Source organism: Sulfitobacter sp. IGS-18 (genome assembly GCF_059628195.1).
The window spans coordinates 306,547-322,802 of the sequence record NZ_JCAQIH010000003.1 but is presented as its reverse complement, the minus strand read 5'-3'; the positions used below and the strand labels follow the sequence as shown (position 1 = coordinate 322,802).

Sequence of the window (16,256 nt, the reverse complement as noted above, 5' to 3'; positions counted from 1 at the left end):
GCGGCGGTGGTATGTCGCGGCTGATCGCTACGTCTGGCCGAGATCCCCGGATGTGAACATCTCTCTGAATTGATCGCGCAGGATGTTCTTTTGAACCTTGCCCATCGTGTTGCGCGGCAGTTCGTCCATGATGACCAGTTCGCGGGCGTGCTTGAAACGGGCAAGAGCCCGGCGAAGGCTTTCCATGATGGCCTGCCTGTCCGGCGCGGCACCCGGGGCGGGAACAATCACGCCAAGTACGGTTTCGCCGAAATCGGGATGCGGCACGCCGATTACTGCGCTTTCCAGCACGCCGGGCTGATCATCGAGCAGCTGCTCGATTTCCTTTGGATAGACGTTGAATCCGCCGGAAATGATCAGGTCCTTGTTGCGGCCGACGATATGGACATATCCGTCCTGGTCGACCTTGCCCAGATCACCGGTGATAAAGAAGCCATCCGCGCGCAGTTCCTCTGCCGTTTTTTCCGGCATCTGCCAATACCCCTTGAAGACGTTGGGGCCGCGCACTTCGATCTGTCCGATTTCACCTTCGGGCAGGGTCGTGCCGGTCTGGGGGGCGGTGATCTTCAGTTCGATCCCCGGCAATGGATGCCCCACCGTTCCGGCACGACGTTCGCCTTCGTAAGGGTTCGATGTGTTCATGTTGGTTTCTGTCATGCCATAGCGTTCAAGGATGCGATGGCCGGTGAGGGCTTCGAACCTTGCATGCGTCTCGGCCAGCAGGGGGGCCGAACCCGAGATGAACAGGCGCATATGCGCGGCCAGATCATGGCTGAAACGGGCGTCCCCCAGCAGGCGGGTATAAAAGGTCGGAACACCCATCATGGTGGTTGCGCGGGGCATCCAGGCAATCATCTGGTCCAGATCGAATTTCGGCAGAAAGATCATGCTGCCGCCAGCGGCCAGCGTGATGTTGGTGGCAACAAACAATCCATGGGTGTGAAAGATCGGCAGGGCATGCAGCAGAACGTCGCTTGCCGTGAACCGCCATTCTTCCATGAGGGTCCAGGTGTTCGACAGCAGGTTGTTCTGGGTCAGCATTGCGCCCTTGGAACGCCCGGTTGTCCCCGAGGTATAAAGGAATGCCGCGAGGTCGTCGCCCTGCCGCGCCACCGTGGCAAAGCTTGTATCCATCTTGCGCGCGCGATCCATCAGACTGCCGCTGCCATCGCCGTTCAGGGTTTCGATCCTTGATCCCAGCGTGGTGGCGATCGGGGCGAGGTTTTCCGCATTGCTGCCGTCACAGACAATCAGCGACGCGCCGCTGTTTTCGATGAAATACTGCAATTCGTCGACAGTATATGCCGTGTTCAGCGGCAGAAAGATCAGCCCCGCCTGTGCGCAGGCGGCATAGAGCGCCAGAGCTTCCGGCGATTTCTCGATCTGGGCGGCGACGCGGTCGCCGGGCTTCAGCCCGATTTCCCTGGTCACATGTGCAATGCGGGAACTGGTTTCGAGGAACTGCTGATGACTGATTGTCTGCCCGTCCGGAAGATGCAGGAACGGCGTCACCTTTCCCGCATGGATGCCAAAGAGACGATCATAGAGTGGGTTGGCCATCAGGTTACCTTTTCCTTTGGTTGGAAACGCGGTTTGCCTCACCATGGATCGGGCGTTCTGTTTGTGGCGATGGCTGGCGGGTGGTTACACTATCCGTGCCCGTCGCGGCAACCCGCTGCTTGCCTCAGTCCCGTTGAGCGCTTTGCCTTGCGCGCCAAGGGCGAATGATCAAGATTGCGGCGACGCTTTGAAGGACAACCATGACAGCTGACGCCAATACCCGTGACATTGCCATCATCGGTGCCGGTCTGATCGGGACAGCATGGGCCGCGTTGTTTGCACATCATGGGTTCAGGGTGCGGCTTTGGGATCCTCATGCGGCGGCGCTGGACAAGGCCGTGGGTCAGATCCCCGGGTTGTTGGCGCAGCTTGCGCAGATCGCGGAAGCGAAAGGGGGGGCCGAAAGGATCACCCGCTGCGACAGACTTCATGATGCAGTTGCAGGTGCGACGCTGATCCAGGAGAACGCGTCAGAGGACATTCCGCTGAAGCACGCGCTTCTGGCCGAGATCGAAGAGGCCATGGCGGTGGAGGCCATCATCGCCTCCTCGACCTCGGCCTTGACCTGGTCGGAACTTGCACCAGGTTTGCGTGACCCGGCGCGGCTGATTACGGCGCATCCGTTCAACCCGCCGCACCTGATCCCGCTGGTTGAACTCTTTGGTGCCGATGACGCGCGACTTGACAGGGCCGAGGCGATTTACCGTGCTGCCGACCGCATGCCGGTCAGGCTGCGGAAGGATGCCACCGGACATATTGCCAACAGGCTCGCCTCTGCCCTGTGGCGCGAGGCTGTCTTCATGGTGCAGGAAGGTATCGCGGATGTCGAAGCCATAGATGCGGCGCTTGTCAACGGACCCGGCCTGCGCTGGTCCGTGCTGGGCGCACATATGGCGTATCATCTTGGTGGCGGTGCGCAGGGCATGGCCGGATATCTGGCGCATCTCGGACCCAGCCAGGAGCGCCGCTGGGCCGCGCTGGGGGCACCGGTTCTCAGCCCTGAGGTCTGCGCGGCACTGATCGAGGGCGTGGAAACTGCTGCAGCGGGGCGCAGCATTGCCGAGCTGGAGCAGGACCGCGATGCGGCGCTGATCGCCCTTCTGCGCGCCAGGGCAATGAAGGACTGAGGGTCAGCCGATCACCTGCGGATCACGCGGCAACTGGGTGAGGGACCGGGCGCCGTCTTCGGTGACCAGTACGTCATCCTCGATACGGACACCCAGCACGCCGGGGCGATAAAGGCCCGGTTCGATGGTGATGACCATACCCGCCTCCAGCGGTGCATGGTTGCCCCGCATCAGCTGCGGCGCTTCGTGGATGTCGAGCCCCAGTCCGTGGCCAAGCTTGTGCCGGATATCCGTCGCAAAACCCGCGTCGCTCAGCGCCCGTTGCACGGCTGTGTCCAACTCATGCGGGGTCACGCCGGGTGCTGTCATGTGGCGGCCCAGGCGGTTTGCTTCTTGCACGGCCTCATAGAATGCGCGGTGTTCCTGCGGGACTTCCTCGCAGAAATAGGTGCGGGTGATGTCCGCGCTGTAACCGTTCAGGGTTGCGCCGAAGTCGAAAAGCAAGGTGTCACCGCGTTTCAGCCGGCGGTCGGATGACGGCACACCATGGCAATCCGCCGCCGCCGGACCGGCCAGCACGATCAGGTCGAATGCGGCCCCATCTGCCCCTCTTTCCAGCATGTTGATCAGCAGCCTGGAGCGGATTTCCGTCTCTGTCAGCCCCGCACCGATCTGCTTGAGGGTCGCGGCCAGCGCATCTTCACTGATCTGCACCGCCTTTTCGATGGCGGCGATTTCCGAGGCGTCCTTGTTCAGCCGCAGCGGCAGCAACATGTCTGTCCCGTCTTCCGGTGCCGTGCCAAAGGCGCGGGCAAGGGCCGCCGCCTCGAAATGGCGCATGCGGCCGCCCTCTACCGCGAGGCGGGTCAGCCCTGTTTGCCGCGCAAGCCGGGCCAGCGCATCGGCATAGCCGTCGGCATCCTGCCAGAAGACGGTCCGGGCCTGCGGCATCCGGGCGGTCCACATGTCCTTTTCCAGCGCGGGAATTGCGGCATGAACCTCGCCTGCCGCCGTGACGATCAGGATCGTGGGCCGTTCCATCAGGCCCAGCCGCACGCCGGTCAGGTAGAAAAAGTTCGGACCCGGCACCATCGCAATGGCCGGACAGTCATGGCGTTGCAAAATGGCGGCGAGTTTGTGAATCCGGGCGTCAAAGTTCATTGGTGCTTCCGTGGATCAGGATGTTCGGTGCGATGCGCCCGAACCTCGCGTATCTTGAAACGGATGCCAAGCCCTGCAACGGGATTGCTTGCGTCGCGCCCGAACGCGGGGGTTCAGGGACAGCGCGGCGGAGGTCCGGCATGGGGTCTGTTTGATGTGAGATGCCAGGCCGGGCGGGGCGCTTGTGGCGGTCCGCCCCGGTGGATCAGTCGAGCGGCAGGCCGACGTAATTTTCTGCAATGGCGCGTGATGCGGCCTCTGAGCTGCGCAGATAGTCGAACTCGGCCCGCTGCATGCGTTTTTCGAATTCCGAATTCTCGGGGAACTGGTGCATCAGCGTGGACAGCTGCCAGGAGAACCGTTCGACCTTCCAGACCCGCCGCAGCACGGTTTCGGAGTAGCTGTCGATGAGACTGTCGTTGTTGTCCTTGTAATGTGCCACCAGCGCGCGGTGCAGGATGCGTACATCGGCAGCGGCAAGGTTCAGGCCCTTGGCCCCGGTCGGCGGCACGATATGGGCGGAATCGCCAGCCAGGAACAGATTGCCATAGCGCATCGGTTCGGCCACGAAAGACCGCAGCGGCGCGATGCTTTTCTCGAATGACGGGCCGGTTTGCAGGTTGGCTGCAGTTTCCGGGCCAAGGCGCGTGGCGAATTCCTCCCAGAAGCGGTCATCGGACCATTGCGCCACATCGTCGTTCACATCGCATTGAATGTAGTACCGGCTCCGGGTGTTGGACCGCATGGAGGCCAGCGCAAAGCCGCGTTCGTGGTTGGCATAGATCAGTTCATGCGCGAGGGGCGGCTTTTCCACCAGGATGCCGAGCCAGCCAAAGGGATAGACCCGCTCGAACGTTTTCAGCACGTCAGCCGGGATCGCCTGGCGGGAGACACCATGAAATCCGTCACAGCCTGCGATATAGTCACATTCGACAACAATTTTTGCGCCGTCATGGGTGAAATGGACGGAAGGCCGGTCAGACTTGAGGTCGGTCGGCACTACGTCATCGACATTGAAAAAGAACTGTTGCCCTTCGGCCGTGCGTTTGTCGAACAGGTCCTTGGTCATTTCGGTCTGGCCATAGACCATCACCGTCTTGCCCGTCAGCCCGGCAAGGTCAATCCGGTGCCGGTCGCCGTCAAAGGCCAGCTCAAACCCGTCGTGCGGCAGCCCTTCGCGGTGCAGGCGCTCGGCGGCACCGGCTTCTTCCAGTGCCTGGACTGTCCCTTGTTCGAGCACGCCGGCGCGGATGCGCCCTTCGATATAGGCGCGGTCCTTTCGGTCGAGCACGACAGTGTCGATCCCGGCATTGGCCAGCAGCTGCGACAACAACAATCCGGCGGGACCGGAGCCAATGATACAGACGGATGTTTTGATGGTACGGGTCATCGCGCGGCCTTTGTTGTTTCATCAAAAAGCCGATCAGGCGCGGCCTTATCCGGCCAATCATAACGCAAATTGCAGGGCGCCGAATGGACAGCAGCAACCAATTTTTGTACTATCCGATCAAAGTGGCGCTGATTGGGGCGGAAAAGCTCCGGAAAAGGTAGTTTCCTTGCCAGATACCGTTCCGACATATGAACTTTATGGTGAATATCTGGCGGGTACCCGCGCGGATCCGGTGCATCATGAGACCATCGTAGAACGCAGTATGAAACATGACTGGAACATCCGGCTGCACCGCCACTCTAGGCTTGCGCAGGTTTTCCTGTTTCAGACACCGGGTGTGTTCACGCGCCTTGGCGATATGGATTTTCGCAGCGCCGGGCCGGTGATCCTGGTGGTCCCGCCGGGTCTGGCGCATGGTTTCCGGTTTCCCCCCGAGATCGAAGGTGATGTGATCAGCCTGCGACTGGCCCTGTTGGATGACGACAATATCGCGCGGATCCGGCGGTTTGCCGATACCGGTGGCGCGGTGCTGCCCGAACCGGATGCCCCCCATTTCGCGGTGATAGACATGCTGATGGGCCAGTTGCGCGAGGCCCTGCGCAACTTCGGGACCGGGCGCGCGGTTCTGCTTGAAACACTGATCCGTCTGATGCTGATCTATCTTGAGAGCGACCGGAGCGAGGCGCGTCCTTTAGGGACATTGCCTGCGCGGCAGGAACAGACATTGCATGAAAAGCAGGCGCAGGCATTTTGTGCGGCGGTCGAGGAACATTTTGCGAGTGCGATGACGCTTGGCGCCTATGCCCGCGAAATCGGAGTCTCGACCGCACATCTCAATCGCCTGTGCCGCCGCATCCTTGGCGCTACCCCCAATTCAGTGATCCGCCAGCGCCGTCTGGTCGAGGCAAAGCATCTGCTGGAATTCACCCGTCATTCCATGGCTGACATCGCCGCGCGTGCAGGCTTTGCCGATGCCGGCTATTTCAGCCGCACCTTCAAGTCGGACACCGGGCTGACGCCGGGCATGTACCGGAGGCAACAGGACAACGGATAGCCGGAGTGCCACTGCCAAGCGCTGTGCGGGGGCGGCAGATGACGGCCGCCGCGCGCCCGCCGCAGTTCGGGGTTGCCAATCAGACCTGACTGGAAAACACTGTCGGAATAGAAAAATATCGGGAGTTCATAATGACCAAGACGCTTACACTGATGTCCACGGCATTGCTTTTGTCCACAACCGCGCTGGCCCAGGCCGAGACGCTGAGATGGGCGCGGTCCGGCGATGCGCTGACCCTCGACCCGCATGCCCAGAACGAAGGGCCGACACATACGATCCGGCACCAGATTTACGAGCCGCTGCTCATCCGCGACACCACCGGCGCGTTCGAGCCTGCCCTGGCCACCGAATGGGCGCCCAAGGAGGACGATCCGAACGTCTGGGTCTTCAAGCTGCGCGAAGGGGTCAAGTTTCATGACGGCGCTGATTTCACGGCTGAGGATGTCGTGTTCAGCTTTAATCGCGCCATGACCGAGAATTCGGACATGAAAGAGCTGATCAACTCCATCACCGAGGTCCGCGCAGTGGACGATTACACGGTCGAGATGGTCACGGACGGGCCGAACCCGATCCTGCCGTCCAACCTGACCAACCTGTTCGTCATGGACAAGGACTGGACCGAGGCGAACAACACCGTTGATGTGCAGGACTTCGAGGGCGGCGAACTGACCTATGCCACCACCAACACCAACGGCACCGGCCCCTACAAGCTGGTAAGCCGGGAGCAGGACGTAAAGACGGTCATGTCGCTGAACGAGGACTACTGGGGCAAGGACCAGTTCCCGCTGGAAGTGACGGAAATTGTCTATACGCCGATCCAGAACGCCGCGACCCGCGTTGCCGCCCTGTTGTCGGGTGAGGTGGATTTCCTTCAGGACATGCCGGTGCAGGATCTTGAGCGCGTCAACAGCGCTGACGGCCTCGTGGTCAAGCAGGCTCCGCAGAACCGGGTGATCTTCTTTGGCATGAACATGGGCGCGGACGATATCGAGGCCGACAACGTCGAAGGCAAGAACCCGCTGGCCGACGTGCGCGTGCGCAAGGCGATGTCGATGGCGATCAACCGCGACGCCATCCAGCAGGTGGTGATGCGCGGGCAATCCCAGCCCGCCGGCATGATCGCACCGCCCTTCGTCAACGGCTGGACCGAGGAAATGGACGCGGAATCCAAGACCGACATCGAAGGTGCCAAGGCATTGATGGAAGAGGCCGGCTATGCCGACGGTTTCTCGATCCGTCTCGATTGCCCGAATGACCGCTATGTCAACGACGAGGCGATTTGCCAGGCTGCTGTCGGCATGCTGGGCCAGATCGGCGTGCGCGTTAATCTGGATGCCAAGCCCAAGGCGCAGCACTTCCCGCTGATCACCGACGGCAAGACCGACTTTTACATGTTGGGCTGGGGTGTGCCGACCTACGATTCCGAATATATCTTCAACTTCCTGGTGCACGGGCGTGAAGGGGATATCGGCACCTGGAACGGCACCGGCTATGACAACGACGATCTGGATGCCAAGATCAAGAGCCTGGCCTCCAACACCGATCTGGAAGCCCGGAATGCCGACATCGCCGAGATCTGGCGGGTTGTGCAGGACGAGACGCTCTATATCCCGATCCACCACCAGGTGTTGAACTGGGGCATGACGGACGGCGTCGGGATCGAGGTCGATCCCGAGGACCAGCCCAAGGTCAAGTATTTCACGATGAACTGAATCTAGCGTTTCTCGAAACGCTATAGCGTGACAAACGACAAGGGGGCGGTGCCGGGGTGCCGCCCCTTTTTTTTATGTTCCAGTCTTTTGACACCGGGCGGGCGGGACTTGTCCCATGACACCTTTGTGAGCCCGGCAGGTTCCGATTGCTTCTGTCGTCGCAGTCGCTAGCCTGACTGTTGCCATCCATGCCCGAAAGGAACCCGCCATGCTGAGACTGACCACGGCGCTTGCGCTTTGCCTGGGCATGACTGCCCCCGCCATGGCCAAGGAATTCACCTGGGCCGAAACCACCGATCCGCAGACGATGGACCCCCATGCGGTCAATTCCGCTGCGGTGCTGGGCTTTCTCAACAACGTCTATGAGGGCCTTGTGCGCCGCAACAAGGAGATGGAGATCGAGCCTGCGCTGGCCACCTCATGGGAGCCCATCGGCGCGGGCGATGGCTGGCGCTTTCACCTGCGGGAGGGTGTCAAGTTTCACGATGGCAGTGATTTCACGGCTGAGGACGTTTTGTTTTCCTACGAACGCGCCAGTTCCGAACAGGCTGATACCTCAAGCTGGTTCGCGCCGGTGTCCGAGGTCAGGGTTGTCGATGATTATACCGTCGACATCATGACCACCTCGCCCAATCCGATCTTTCCCGACAGCATCGCCAACTGGATGATCCTAGACAGCGGCTGGGCAGCGGCGCATGATACGGGCCGCCCCGACAAGGAAAACGGCAACTTCGCGACGCTGAACACCAACGGCACCGGTGCCTTCCGCGTCACCGCGCGCGAACCGGGTCTGCGTACCGTGCTGGAACCCTTCGCCGGCTGGTGGGACGAGGCTGCGCATAACATCACCCGGGCGGAACTGACGCCGATCCAGAACCCGGCAACCGCCGTGGCGGCGCTTTTGTCGGGGGACATCGACTTTATCAACCCGGTGCCGATCCAGGATACTGAAAGGCTGAAGCAGAACCCGGATGTGAAAGTGATCCAGGGGATCGAGGCGCGGGTCATGATGCTGGGCTTCCCGCATGAGGCCGACAGGCTGAAATTCTCGACCGAAACGACGGATAAGAACCCCTTTGGCGATGTGCGGGTGCGTCAGGCGGTGGCCCATGCCATCAACGTGCCGGCCATCCTGCAAACCATCATGCGCGGCAATGCCGAGGAGGCCAGCCAATTGGTCAGCGCGGCGATGCGCGGCTATAGCGATGAACTGGCGCCCCGGCCGGTCTACAACCCCGATCAGGCCCGCGCCCTGCTGTCCGAGGCTGGCTACCCCGACGGTTTTTCCTTTGGGCTGAAATGCACCAACGACCGCTACCTGAACGACGAATCCGTCTGCCAGGCGGTCACCGGGATGCTGGCGCAGGTGGGGTTGCGGGCAACATTGGATGCGATGCCGGTACAGAACTACTGGCCCGAATTGCGTGCCGACAATTATGACATGTTCCTGCTGGGCTGGTCCCCGGGCACCTTCGACGCCGAGCATCCGATCCGGTTCCTGGTTGCCACGCCGGACGAAGAAGCCAAACTGGGGTCATGGAACTTTGGCGGCTATTCCAGCGCGCGGGTGGACGCATTGCTGCCGCTGATCCAGTCCGAGATTGACGAGCCGAAACGGCAGGCGATGCTGGACGAGGTCGCGGGGATCCTGCAGGAAGAAATGGCCTATGTGCCGCTATATGTTCAGCCGCTGATCTGGGGTGCGCAGGCGAATGTCGAGCTGACCCAGCGGCCGGACAACTTCTTTATCCTGCGCTGGGTGACAGTGAACTGAACAGGCAGGGCCGGAATGTCGTCTTGCCAGACAGAGCGGGGTTGCGTATTCCGGCAAATTCCCGGCTTCCGCCGTGTAATCCTTGACCTCCGGCTTCACAGATAGTCCACTCGATCAATGCTTGCTTTCATCATCCAACGTATCGCGCAATCTGCCCTCGTCCTGCTGGTCGTGGGGCTGGTGGCCTTTTCGATGTTCAGCTTCGTCGGGGACCCCATCGACAACATGCTGGGTCAGGAGCGCACCCAGGCCGACATCGACCGTTTGCGCGGCCAGCTGGGTCTCGACCAGCCGTTCCCGGTGCAATACGTCAAGTTTCTCGGCAACGCCGTGCAAGGCAACTTTGGCATCAGCTACCGGCAGGGGCGGCCCGTGGCCGACATCCTGCTTGAACGCGCCCCGGCCACGCTGGAACTGGCGGCAGTCTCGGGCTTTCTCGCCATTTTCATGGGCATCGGGCTGGGTGTCTTCACCGCCATCCGCAGAGAGGGGTTTGCCGCCAATGCGATCATGTCGCTGTCGCTGATCGGGGTCTCCCTGCCGACCTTCCTGATCGGGATATTGCTGATCTACCTGTTCTCCGTCGAACTGGGCTGGCTGCCCAGCTTCGGGCGCGGCGAAACGGTGCGGGTGGGTGGCTGGACCACCGGGTTCCTCACCGAATCCGGGCTCAAGGCGCTGATCCTGCCCTCGATCACGCTGGGCCTTTACCAGATGACTCTGATCATGCGCCTGGTGCGGTCCGAGATGCTGGAGGTGCTGCGCCAGGACTATATCCGTTTTGCCCGTGCGCGGGGGCTGCGGGAGCGGGCGGTGAACTTTCGCCACGCGCTGAAGAACACGTTGGTGCCGGTGATCACGGTCACCGGCCTGCAGCTGGGCAGCATCATCGCCTTTGCCATCATCACCGAGACCGTTTTCCAGTGGCCGGGCGTCGGCCTGCTGTTCATCAACGCGATCCAGTTCGTCGATATCCCGGTGATGGCCGCATATCTGATGCTGATTTCCGTCATGTTTGTGGGCATCAACCTGATTGTGGACCTGCTGTATTTCTCCATTGATCCCCGCCTGCGGGCGGACCGGACAAAGGGGCATTGAGATGACGGACAGGCAAGTACCCCCCGATATGCCCCTCGCGGTCAAAGACCCGTCGCGGCTGAGCATCGCCCTGCAAAGCGATTTTTTCTACACGTTCAAACGCTCACCCGTGGCGATCATCAGCTTTGCCGTGGTGGTGATCATGGTGCTTGCCGCCATCTTTGCCCCGCTGGTGGCACCTTACAATCCATTCGATCCGGCATCGCTGAACCTGATGAACGGCTTTTCCCGGCCGATGACACCGAATGCCTTTACCGGCGATACATTCTGGCTGGGCACGGATGATCAGGGCCGCGACGTGTTTTCGACGATCCTTTACGGGATGCGCATTTCGCTTTTTGTCGGGGCCGCAGCGGTGCTGTTTGCCATGATCCTCGGCATCACGCTTGGCCTGCTGGCGGGTTATGTCGGCGGCTGGACAGAGACAATCATCATGCGCATTGCGGATGTGCAGCTGACCTTTCCGGCGATCCTGGTCGCGATGCTGATCTTTGGCATCGCCAAGGGGGTCACCCCGGTAGAGCACCGCGACCAGATGGCGATCTGGGTGCTGATCATCGCCATCGGCCTGTCCGATTGGGTGCAGTTTGCCCGCGTGGTGCGGGGCGCCACGCTGGTGGAGAAGAACAAGGAATACGTGCAGGCCGCCCGGCTGATCGGGCGGCGGTCGCCCGCGATCATGGTGCGTCACATCCTGCCGAACGTGCTCTCGCCGGTGCTGGTGATCGCCACGATCTCATTGGCGCTGGCGATCATCGCCGAAGCGACGCTCAGCTTTCTGGGCGTCGGCGCGCCGCCCACGCAACCTTCGCTCGGCACGCTCATTCGCATCGGACAAGGCTTCCTGTTCTCCGGTGAATGGTGGATCCTGTTGTTCCCGGCGGTCACATTGCTGGCGCTGGCGCTGTCGGTGAACCTGCTGGGCGACTGGCTGCGCGACGCGCTGAACCCGAGGTTGCGGTGATGAGCGAACCCATTCTTTCGATCCGCGACCTCACGGTCGAAATTCCCACCCGCCACGGGATCCTGAGGCCCGTGGACGGGATCAGCTATGACATCGGCCGGGGCGAGGTGTTGGGCATCGTCGGTGAATCCGGCGCGGGGAAATCCATGGCGGGCAACGCGGTGATCGGCCTGCTGTCGCCGCCCGCGCGCATCGCCAAAGGGGAGATCCACGTGGGCGGCACCCGCATCGACCACCTCAAGGGGGACGCCATGCGCCGCCTGCGGGGCAAGGAGATCGGGATGGTGTTTCAGGACCCGCTGACCTCGCTCAACCCGCTCTTGCGCATCGGCGACCAGTTGACGGAAACCATCCTGGCCCACCTAGACGTGTCGCGCAGCGAAGCGGAAAAACGCGCCGTCGCGGCACTGGACGAAGTCGGCATTCCCGGCGCGCGGGAGCGGATCAATTCCTATCCCCATGAATTCTCCGGAGGGATGCGCCAGCGCGTGGTCATCGCGCTCGCTCTGTGCGCAGAGCCGTCGCTGATCATCGCGGATGAGCCGACAACCGCGCTGGATGTGTCGGTGCAGGCGCAGATCATCGCGCTGTTGAAATCGCTTTGCCGCGAACGGGGCACTGCTGTCATGCTGATCACCCACGACATGGGTGTCATAGCCGAGGCGGCGGACCGCGTGGCGGTGATGTACGCGGGCAAACTGGCCGAGCTTGGCCCGGTGCGCGACGTGCTGACCACGCCGCGCCACCCCTATACCGACGGGCTGATGGGGTCGACGCCGCTGGCCTCGCGTGGGAAGGCACGGTTGCACCAGATCCCCGGTGCGATGCCCCGGCTGGATGCGCTGCCGTCGGGCTGCGCCTTTCATCCCCGCTGCCCCTATGCACAGGACAAATGCAGCGCCGATCCTGGCCCGGATCTGGCCGACGGCAATGGCGCCGCATGCTGGTTTCCGCTGCCCCATGACGCAAAGGTGGCATGATGGCACTGGTATCGGTTGCAAATCTGACCCGTATCTTCGACGTATCCAAACCCTGGCTCAACCGGGTGGTGGAGCGTCGAAAGAAGGCGTTTCTGACGGCCGTCAGCGATGTCAGCTTCGACATCGAGGAACGCAGCGTCTATGCGCTGGTGGGCGAAAGCGGCTCGGGGAAATCGACCATCGGCAAGATCCTCGTGGGGTTGCTGCCGCCCACCGAAGGGTCGGTCAAGATCCGCGATGTGGACCTGGCCCGCGAACGCGATGCCGCCCGCGTGGATGCGGTGCGCGCCGATATCCAGATGATCTTTCAGGACCCATATGCCTCGCTCAATCCGCGCTGGCGGGTGCGCGACATCATCGTGGAACCCGTCGCGGCGCGCGGGGGCGAGACCAAGGGCATGGCGGAAAAGCTGCTGGAGCAGGTGGGGCTTTCGGCCCGGGACGCGGGCAAGTTTCCGCATGAGTTTTCCGGCGGGCAGCGTCAGCGCATCTGTATCGCCCGGGCGCTGGCGTCAGAGCCCAGGCTGATTGTCTGTGATGAGCCGACCTCGGCGCTCGACGTGTCGGTGCAGGCGCAGGTGTTGAACCTGATGAGCGACCTCAAGGACGATCTGGGGCTGACCTACCTGTTCATCAGTCACGACCTGACCGTAGTGCAGCATATTTCCGACAAGGTCGGGGTGCTCTATCTGGGCCGATTGGTGGAAGAGGCGGCACCGGACGAACTGTTCGACGACCCCAAGCATCCCTATACCCAGATGCTGCTGGAGGCCGCGCCCAAACTGGGTGAATTCGGATGCGAGGTTGATCCGCCTAAGGGTGAAATCCCCGATCCGATCAACCCGCCGCCGGGCTGCGCCTATCACCCGCGCTGCCCGTTGGCAGAGGACATCTGCCGCAAGGAACGGCCCGAAATGCGCGCCCTGCGCGGCGCGCGGGTTGCCTGCCACATGGCCGAGTAGGGGCCTGTCCCTAAGGGGTCAGTACCATTTCGCCATCGGCGGCAGGCTCATCAGCACGGCGTCAGGGTCGTGCCCGGTTTCCAGCCCGAACTTCGTGCCGCGGTCATAGACAAGGTTATATTCCGCATAGAGCCCCCGGTGGCGCAGCTGCATGTCCTTATCCGCGTCGTCCCACGGGGTTTCGCGCCGCTTGTCCGCCAGCGGCAGGAAGGCGGGCAGGAAAGCGGCGCCCACGTCCTGTGTCAGCTTGAAATCCGCGTCCCAGTTACCGGTGTTGCGATCATCATAGAAGATGCCGCCAACTCCGCGCGCGCGTTTTCGGTGCGGGATATAGAAATATTCATCCGCCCAGGCTTTCAGCTCGTCATAAAGCGCGGAGCCATGCGGGTCGCAGGCGCGCTTCATCTCGGCGTGGAAATGGGCGGTGTCCTCGGCATATTCGATACAGGGGTTCAGGTCGGCGCCGCCGCCGAACCACCAGGCATGCGGGGTCCAGAACATGCGGGTGTTCATGTGGACGGCGGGGGCATGTGGGTTTTGCATATGCGCCACCAGGCTGATGCCAGAGGCCCAGAAGCGTGGATCCTCCTTCATCCCCGGCAGGCCCTTGCGGGCCGCCATCGCTGTCTGCGCCCGCTCGCCCAGGGTGCCGAAGACGGTCGAAATGTTGACACCAACCTTTTCGAACACGCGGCCCCCGCGCATCACGCTCATTTCACCGCCGCCTGCGTCCGATCCGTCATCGGCAGTGCGGGTGGTGGCGCGGACTTCGAATTGTCCGGCAGGGGTCGGGCCGGGCTGCCGCGCTTCCAATCCGTTGAAGGCGGTCACGATGTCATCGCGCAACTGGCGAAACCAGGCTGCGGCCTGGGTTTTCTCCGCCTGAAAATTCTCTGTCATGAATGTGGCACCTGAACTGTTTGCGCCAACGTAACATCGGTGCGATGGCGGATAAAACCATTACCACCCTGCACCAGGGCGCGAAAGGGCCTGCAGGGGCTGGCATCTTGTCGCAGCTTTCCCTGCCTGATCCTCAAACACGGCATTTCAAACGCTTAGCGCAGGCGTCTCCCCTGTTGAGGGGAGTGAATGAGGCGGGGAATTGGCCAAAAACGGACAAGGCCGCAGGATTTCGCGTGGCTTCTTGGATGCGGGGGCCAACAGCGGCACGCCGTCGGGGGATTGGGTGTGAATTTCTTTCATGGTTTGACATTGAGCTTTCCCGGAACGTCATGCGCTTGCCGGTCATGACTTTAGCAGCATTGACCCGGATCCTGAGCCGGGCAGGGGTCCTTTGTGCCTTTTGCCTTGTGCTTTGCGGTGCGCCGGTCCGCGCCCAGCAATCGCAGGATGAAACCTGGCTGGCAGCGGTGCGCCTTGTGCAGGCGGGTCAGCACGCGCAGGCGTTGCCGCTGGTGGAACGGCTGGTCTCGGCACAGCCGCGCAACAAGAAATACCGCTTTGAACTGGCGCTGGCGCTGTTCCGGCTGGGTCGCGACGGGCGGGCAAAGTTCCACCTTGAACAATTGCGTGGTGCGAACCTGACGCCGCAGGAAAGGCAGATCGTCACGCGGATGATCGGCGCGATTGAGGCGAGGCAGGTCTGGTCGGGGTATTTCAGTTTCAACCTGCGGCCGGAATCGAACGGGACCAAGCAGACGGAGGACCGTGTGCTTGTGATCGGGGGTCTGCCGCTGACCCTGGACGATACAGCAATCGGCAAGGCCACGGTCAGCACCATCGTGACCACGGGGTTCAGCTATGGGCCGACAATCGGCGAGGGGTTGAAGGCGCGGTTTTCGCTGGATGCCTATCTCAAGTACAATCCGGAAGTCGCCTTGCGGGATTATCAGGTGACCGGGCGGGCGGGTCTGGCCTTCACCACGCCGCAAGGACGCTATTGGGATGGCGGTATCCTGATGGGCACGCGGCGTTCTGCGGACCGGCCCTATTCCGAGACATTTGGACTTTATCTCAACCACGCGCGGCGGATCGGAAACGCGGGAACATTGCGGCTGGGGGGCGAGCTGTCGCGGTCCTTTCGCAAGCGCGGGCTGGCGGATATCGACCGGACGTTCCTGTCGGTCGGATATGCCCATGCCATCGGGGGCAACGCGCAACTGTCCTTCACCGGCTTTGTCGAAAACAACGATTCCGACCAGCTGACCACCGACGGCCTGCGGCGTGGGCTGAGCGTAAGCGGGCTTTATGCCTTTGACGGCGGGTTGATGACCAGCCTGACCCTGCGCGGGGAAACCGATGACCGCACCGGCGTCAGCCGGCTGTTCGGTGCCGCGCGCAGCGATCGCAAGATTGCGGTCGACCTGCGGGTCTATCACAGGGATTTTCGCATTGGCAGATTTGCCCCCGAGGTTCAGTTCGGGATCGAGAGGAACCGCTCGAACATCCCGCTGGCGGATTACACCAACCGGTATCTTTCGCTTGGCCTGACCCGTCGTTTCTAGGGTCACAAAGATGTTGTTTTTTTATTTAATTAACATAACGATAGTTCGAAATCGCCCCCGTTCCGCCCA

At 61.9% G+C, this 16,256-nt stretch carries 13 protein-coding genes; 9 read left to right on the top strand and 4 right to left on the bottom strand.

Going from position 1 to position 16,256, the window contains the following annotated elements:
- Nucleotides 1-27: 27 nt before the first annotated feature.
- On the bottom strand, nucleotides 28-1,560 hold the full coding sequence (locus tag ACWNZ3_RS22145) for a malonate--CoA ligase (RefSeq protein WP_496902407.1): 1,533 nt from the start codon (nucleotides 1,558-1,560) through the stop codon (nucleotides 28-30).
- A gap of 200 nt (nucleotides 1,561-1,760) precedes the next feature.
- Between ACWNZ3_RS22145 and ACWNZ3_RS22140 the strand changes: the two genes are divergently transcribed.
- The gene (locus ACWNZ3_RS22140) at nucleotides 1,761-2,687 is read left to right on the top strand and encodes a 3-hydroxyacyl-CoA dehydrogenase NAD-binding domain-containing protein (RefSeq protein ID WP_496902406.1); all 927 of its coding nucleotides are present in this window, start codon (nucleotides 1,761-1,763) and stop codon (nucleotides 2,685-2,687) included.
- Between the two features lie 3 nt (nucleotides 2,688-2,690).
- Here ACWNZ3_RS22140 and ACWNZ3_RS22135 read toward each other — a convergent pair whose 3' ends face one another.
- Both ACWNZ3_RS22135 and pobA read right to left on the bottom strand, forming a co-directional pair.
- Complete coding sequence (locus ACWNZ3_RS22135) at nucleotides 2,691-3,788, bottom strand: M24 family metallopeptidase (protein ID WP_496902405.1); 1,098 nt, start codon at nucleotides 3,786-3,788, stop codon at nucleotides 2,691-2,693.
- Nucleotides 3,789-3,993: 205 nt separating this feature from the next.
- Nucleotides 3,994-5,178, bottom strand: a complete 1,185-nt coding sequence (pobA, locus tag ACWNZ3_RS22130) for a 4-hydroxybenzoate 3-monooxygenase (protein WP_496902404.1) — start codon at nucleotides 5,176-5,178, stop codon at nucleotides 3,994-3,996.
- Nucleotides 5,179-5,344: 166 nt separating this feature from the next.
- On the opposite strand from pobA, the gene ACWNZ3_RS22125 reads away from it, so the two are divergent.
- The 7 genes from ACWNZ3_RS22125 to ACWNZ3_RS22095 all read left to right on the top strand — a co-directional run bounded on the left by ACWNZ3_RS22125 (nucleotide 5,345) and on the right by ACWNZ3_RS22095 (nucleotide 13,722).
- Nucleotides 5,345-6,232 carry a helix-turn-helix domain-containing protein gene (locus ACWNZ3_RS22125; RefSeq protein ID WP_496902402.1) on the top strand — a complete coding sequence of 296 codons (888 nt, stop codon included), beginning with the start codon at nucleotides 5,345-5,347 and terminating at the stop codon, nucleotides 6,230-6,232.
- Between the two features lie 131 nt (nucleotides 6,233-6,363).
- Complete coding sequence (locus tag ACWNZ3_RS22120; RefSeq protein ID WP_496902401.1) at nucleotides 6,364-7,944, top strand: ABC transporter substrate-binding protein; 1,581 nt, start codon at nucleotides 6,364-6,366, stop codon at nucleotides 7,942-7,944.
- Between the two features lie 208 nt (nucleotides 7,945-8,152).
- Nucleotides 8,153-9,718: an ABC transporter substrate-binding protein gene (locus ACWNZ3_RS22115; protein WP_496902400.1), complete on the top strand. Its 1,566-nt coding sequence runs from the start codon at nucleotides 8,153-8,155 to the stop codon at nucleotides 9,716-9,718.
- Between the two features lie 117 nt (nucleotides 9,719-9,835).
- Nucleotides 9,836-10,816, top strand: a complete 981-nt coding sequence (locus ACWNZ3_RS22110) for an ABC transporter permease (RefSeq protein WP_496902399.1) — start codon at nucleotides 9,836-9,838, stop codon at nucleotides 10,814-10,816.
- A gap of 1 nt (nucleotide 10,817) precedes the next feature.
- Nucleotides 10,818-11,780 carry an ABC transporter permease gene (locus ACWNZ3_RS22105; protein ID WP_496902398.1) on the top strand — a complete coding sequence of 321 codons (963 nt, stop codon included), beginning with the start codon at nucleotides 10,818-10,820 and terminating at the stop codon, nucleotides 11,778-11,780.
- Nucleotides 11,780-12,760, top strand: a complete 981-nt coding sequence (locus tag ACWNZ3_RS22100) for an ABC transporter ATP-binding protein (RefSeq protein WP_496902397.1) — start codon at nucleotides 11,780-11,782, stop codon at nucleotides 12,758-12,760. Before ACWNZ3_RS22105 ends, ACWNZ3_RS22100 begins: the two co-directional genes overlap by 1 nt.
- A complete protein-coding gene (locus ACWNZ3_RS22095; protein ID WP_496902396.1) occupies nucleotides 12,760-13,722 on the top strand; it encodes an ABC transporter ATP-binding protein in 963 nt (320 codons plus the stop codon). The genes ACWNZ3_RS22100 and ACWNZ3_RS22095 overlap by 1 nt, the downstream gene beginning before the upstream one ends.
- A gap of 18 nt (nucleotides 13,723-13,740) precedes the next feature.
- Here ACWNZ3_RS22095 and hemF read toward each other — a convergent pair whose 3' ends face one another.
- Nucleotides 13,741-14,622: an oxygen-dependent coproporphyrinogen oxidase gene (gene hemF, locus ACWNZ3_RS22090; RefSeq protein WP_496902395.1), complete on the bottom strand. Its 882-nt coding sequence runs from the start codon at nucleotides 14,620-14,622 to the stop codon at nucleotides 13,741-13,743.
- Between the two features lie 332 nt (nucleotides 14,623-14,954).
- Here hemF and ACWNZ3_RS22085 point away from each other — a divergent pair, with 332 nt between their 5' ends.
- Nucleotides 14,955-16,187: a surface lipoprotein assembly modifier gene (locus tag ACWNZ3_RS22085; RefSeq protein ID WP_496902394.1), complete on the top strand. Its 1,233-nt coding sequence runs from the start codon at nucleotides 14,955-14,957 to the stop codon at nucleotides 16,185-16,187.
- Nucleotides 16,188-16,256 lie beyond the last annotated feature (69 nt).

Excerpts from the sequence above, each read along its gene's own strand:
- ACWNZ3_RS22145 (WP_496902407.1), bottom strand. The coding sequence starts at position 1,560 with ATGGCCAACCCACTCTATGATCGTCTCTTTGGCATCCATGCGGGAAAG.
- ACWNZ3_RS22140 (WP_496902406.1), top strand. The coding sequence starts at position 1,761 with ATGACAGCTGACGCCAATACCCGTGACATTGCCATCATCGGTGCCGGT.
- ACWNZ3_RS22135 (WP_496902405.1), bottom strand. The coding sequence starts at position 3,788 with ATGAACTTTGACGCCCGGATTCACAAACTCGCCGCCATTTTGCAACGC.
- pobA (WP_496902404.1), bottom strand. The coding sequence starts at position 5,178 with ATGACCCGTACCATCAAAACATCCGTCTGTATCATTGGCTCCGGTCCC.
- ACWNZ3_RS22120 (WP_496902401.1), top strand. The coding sequence starts at position 6,364 with ATGACCAAGACGCTTACACTGATGTCCACGGCATTGCTTTTGTCCACA.
- ACWNZ3_RS22115 (WP_496902400.1), top strand. The coding sequence starts at position 8,153 with ATGCTGAGACTGACCACGGCGCTTGCGCTTTGCCTGGGCATGACTGCC.
- ACWNZ3_RS22110 (WP_496902399.1), top strand. The coding sequence starts at position 9,836 with ATGCTTGCTTTCATCATCCAACGTATCGCGCAATCTGCCCTCGTCCTG.
- ACWNZ3_RS22105 (WP_496902398.1), top strand. The coding sequence starts at position 10,818 with ATGACGGACAGGCAAGTACCCCCCGATATGCCCCTCGCGGTCAAAGAC.
- ACWNZ3_RS22100 (WP_496902397.1), top strand. The coding sequence starts at position 11,780 with ATGAGCGAACCCATTCTTTCGATCCGCGACCTCACGGTCGAAATTCCC.
- ACWNZ3_RS22095 (WP_496902396.1), top strand. The coding sequence starts at position 12,760 with ATGGCACTGGTATCGGTTGCAAATCTGACCCGTATCTTCGACGTATCC.
- hemF (WP_496902395.1), bottom strand. The coding sequence starts at position 14,622 with ATGACAGAGAATTTTCAGGCGGAGAAAACCCAGGCCGCAGCCTGGTTT.
- ACWNZ3_RS22085 (WP_496902394.1), top strand. The coding sequence starts at position 14,955 with ATGCGCTTGCCGGTCATGACTTTAGCAGCATTGACCCGGATCCTGAGC.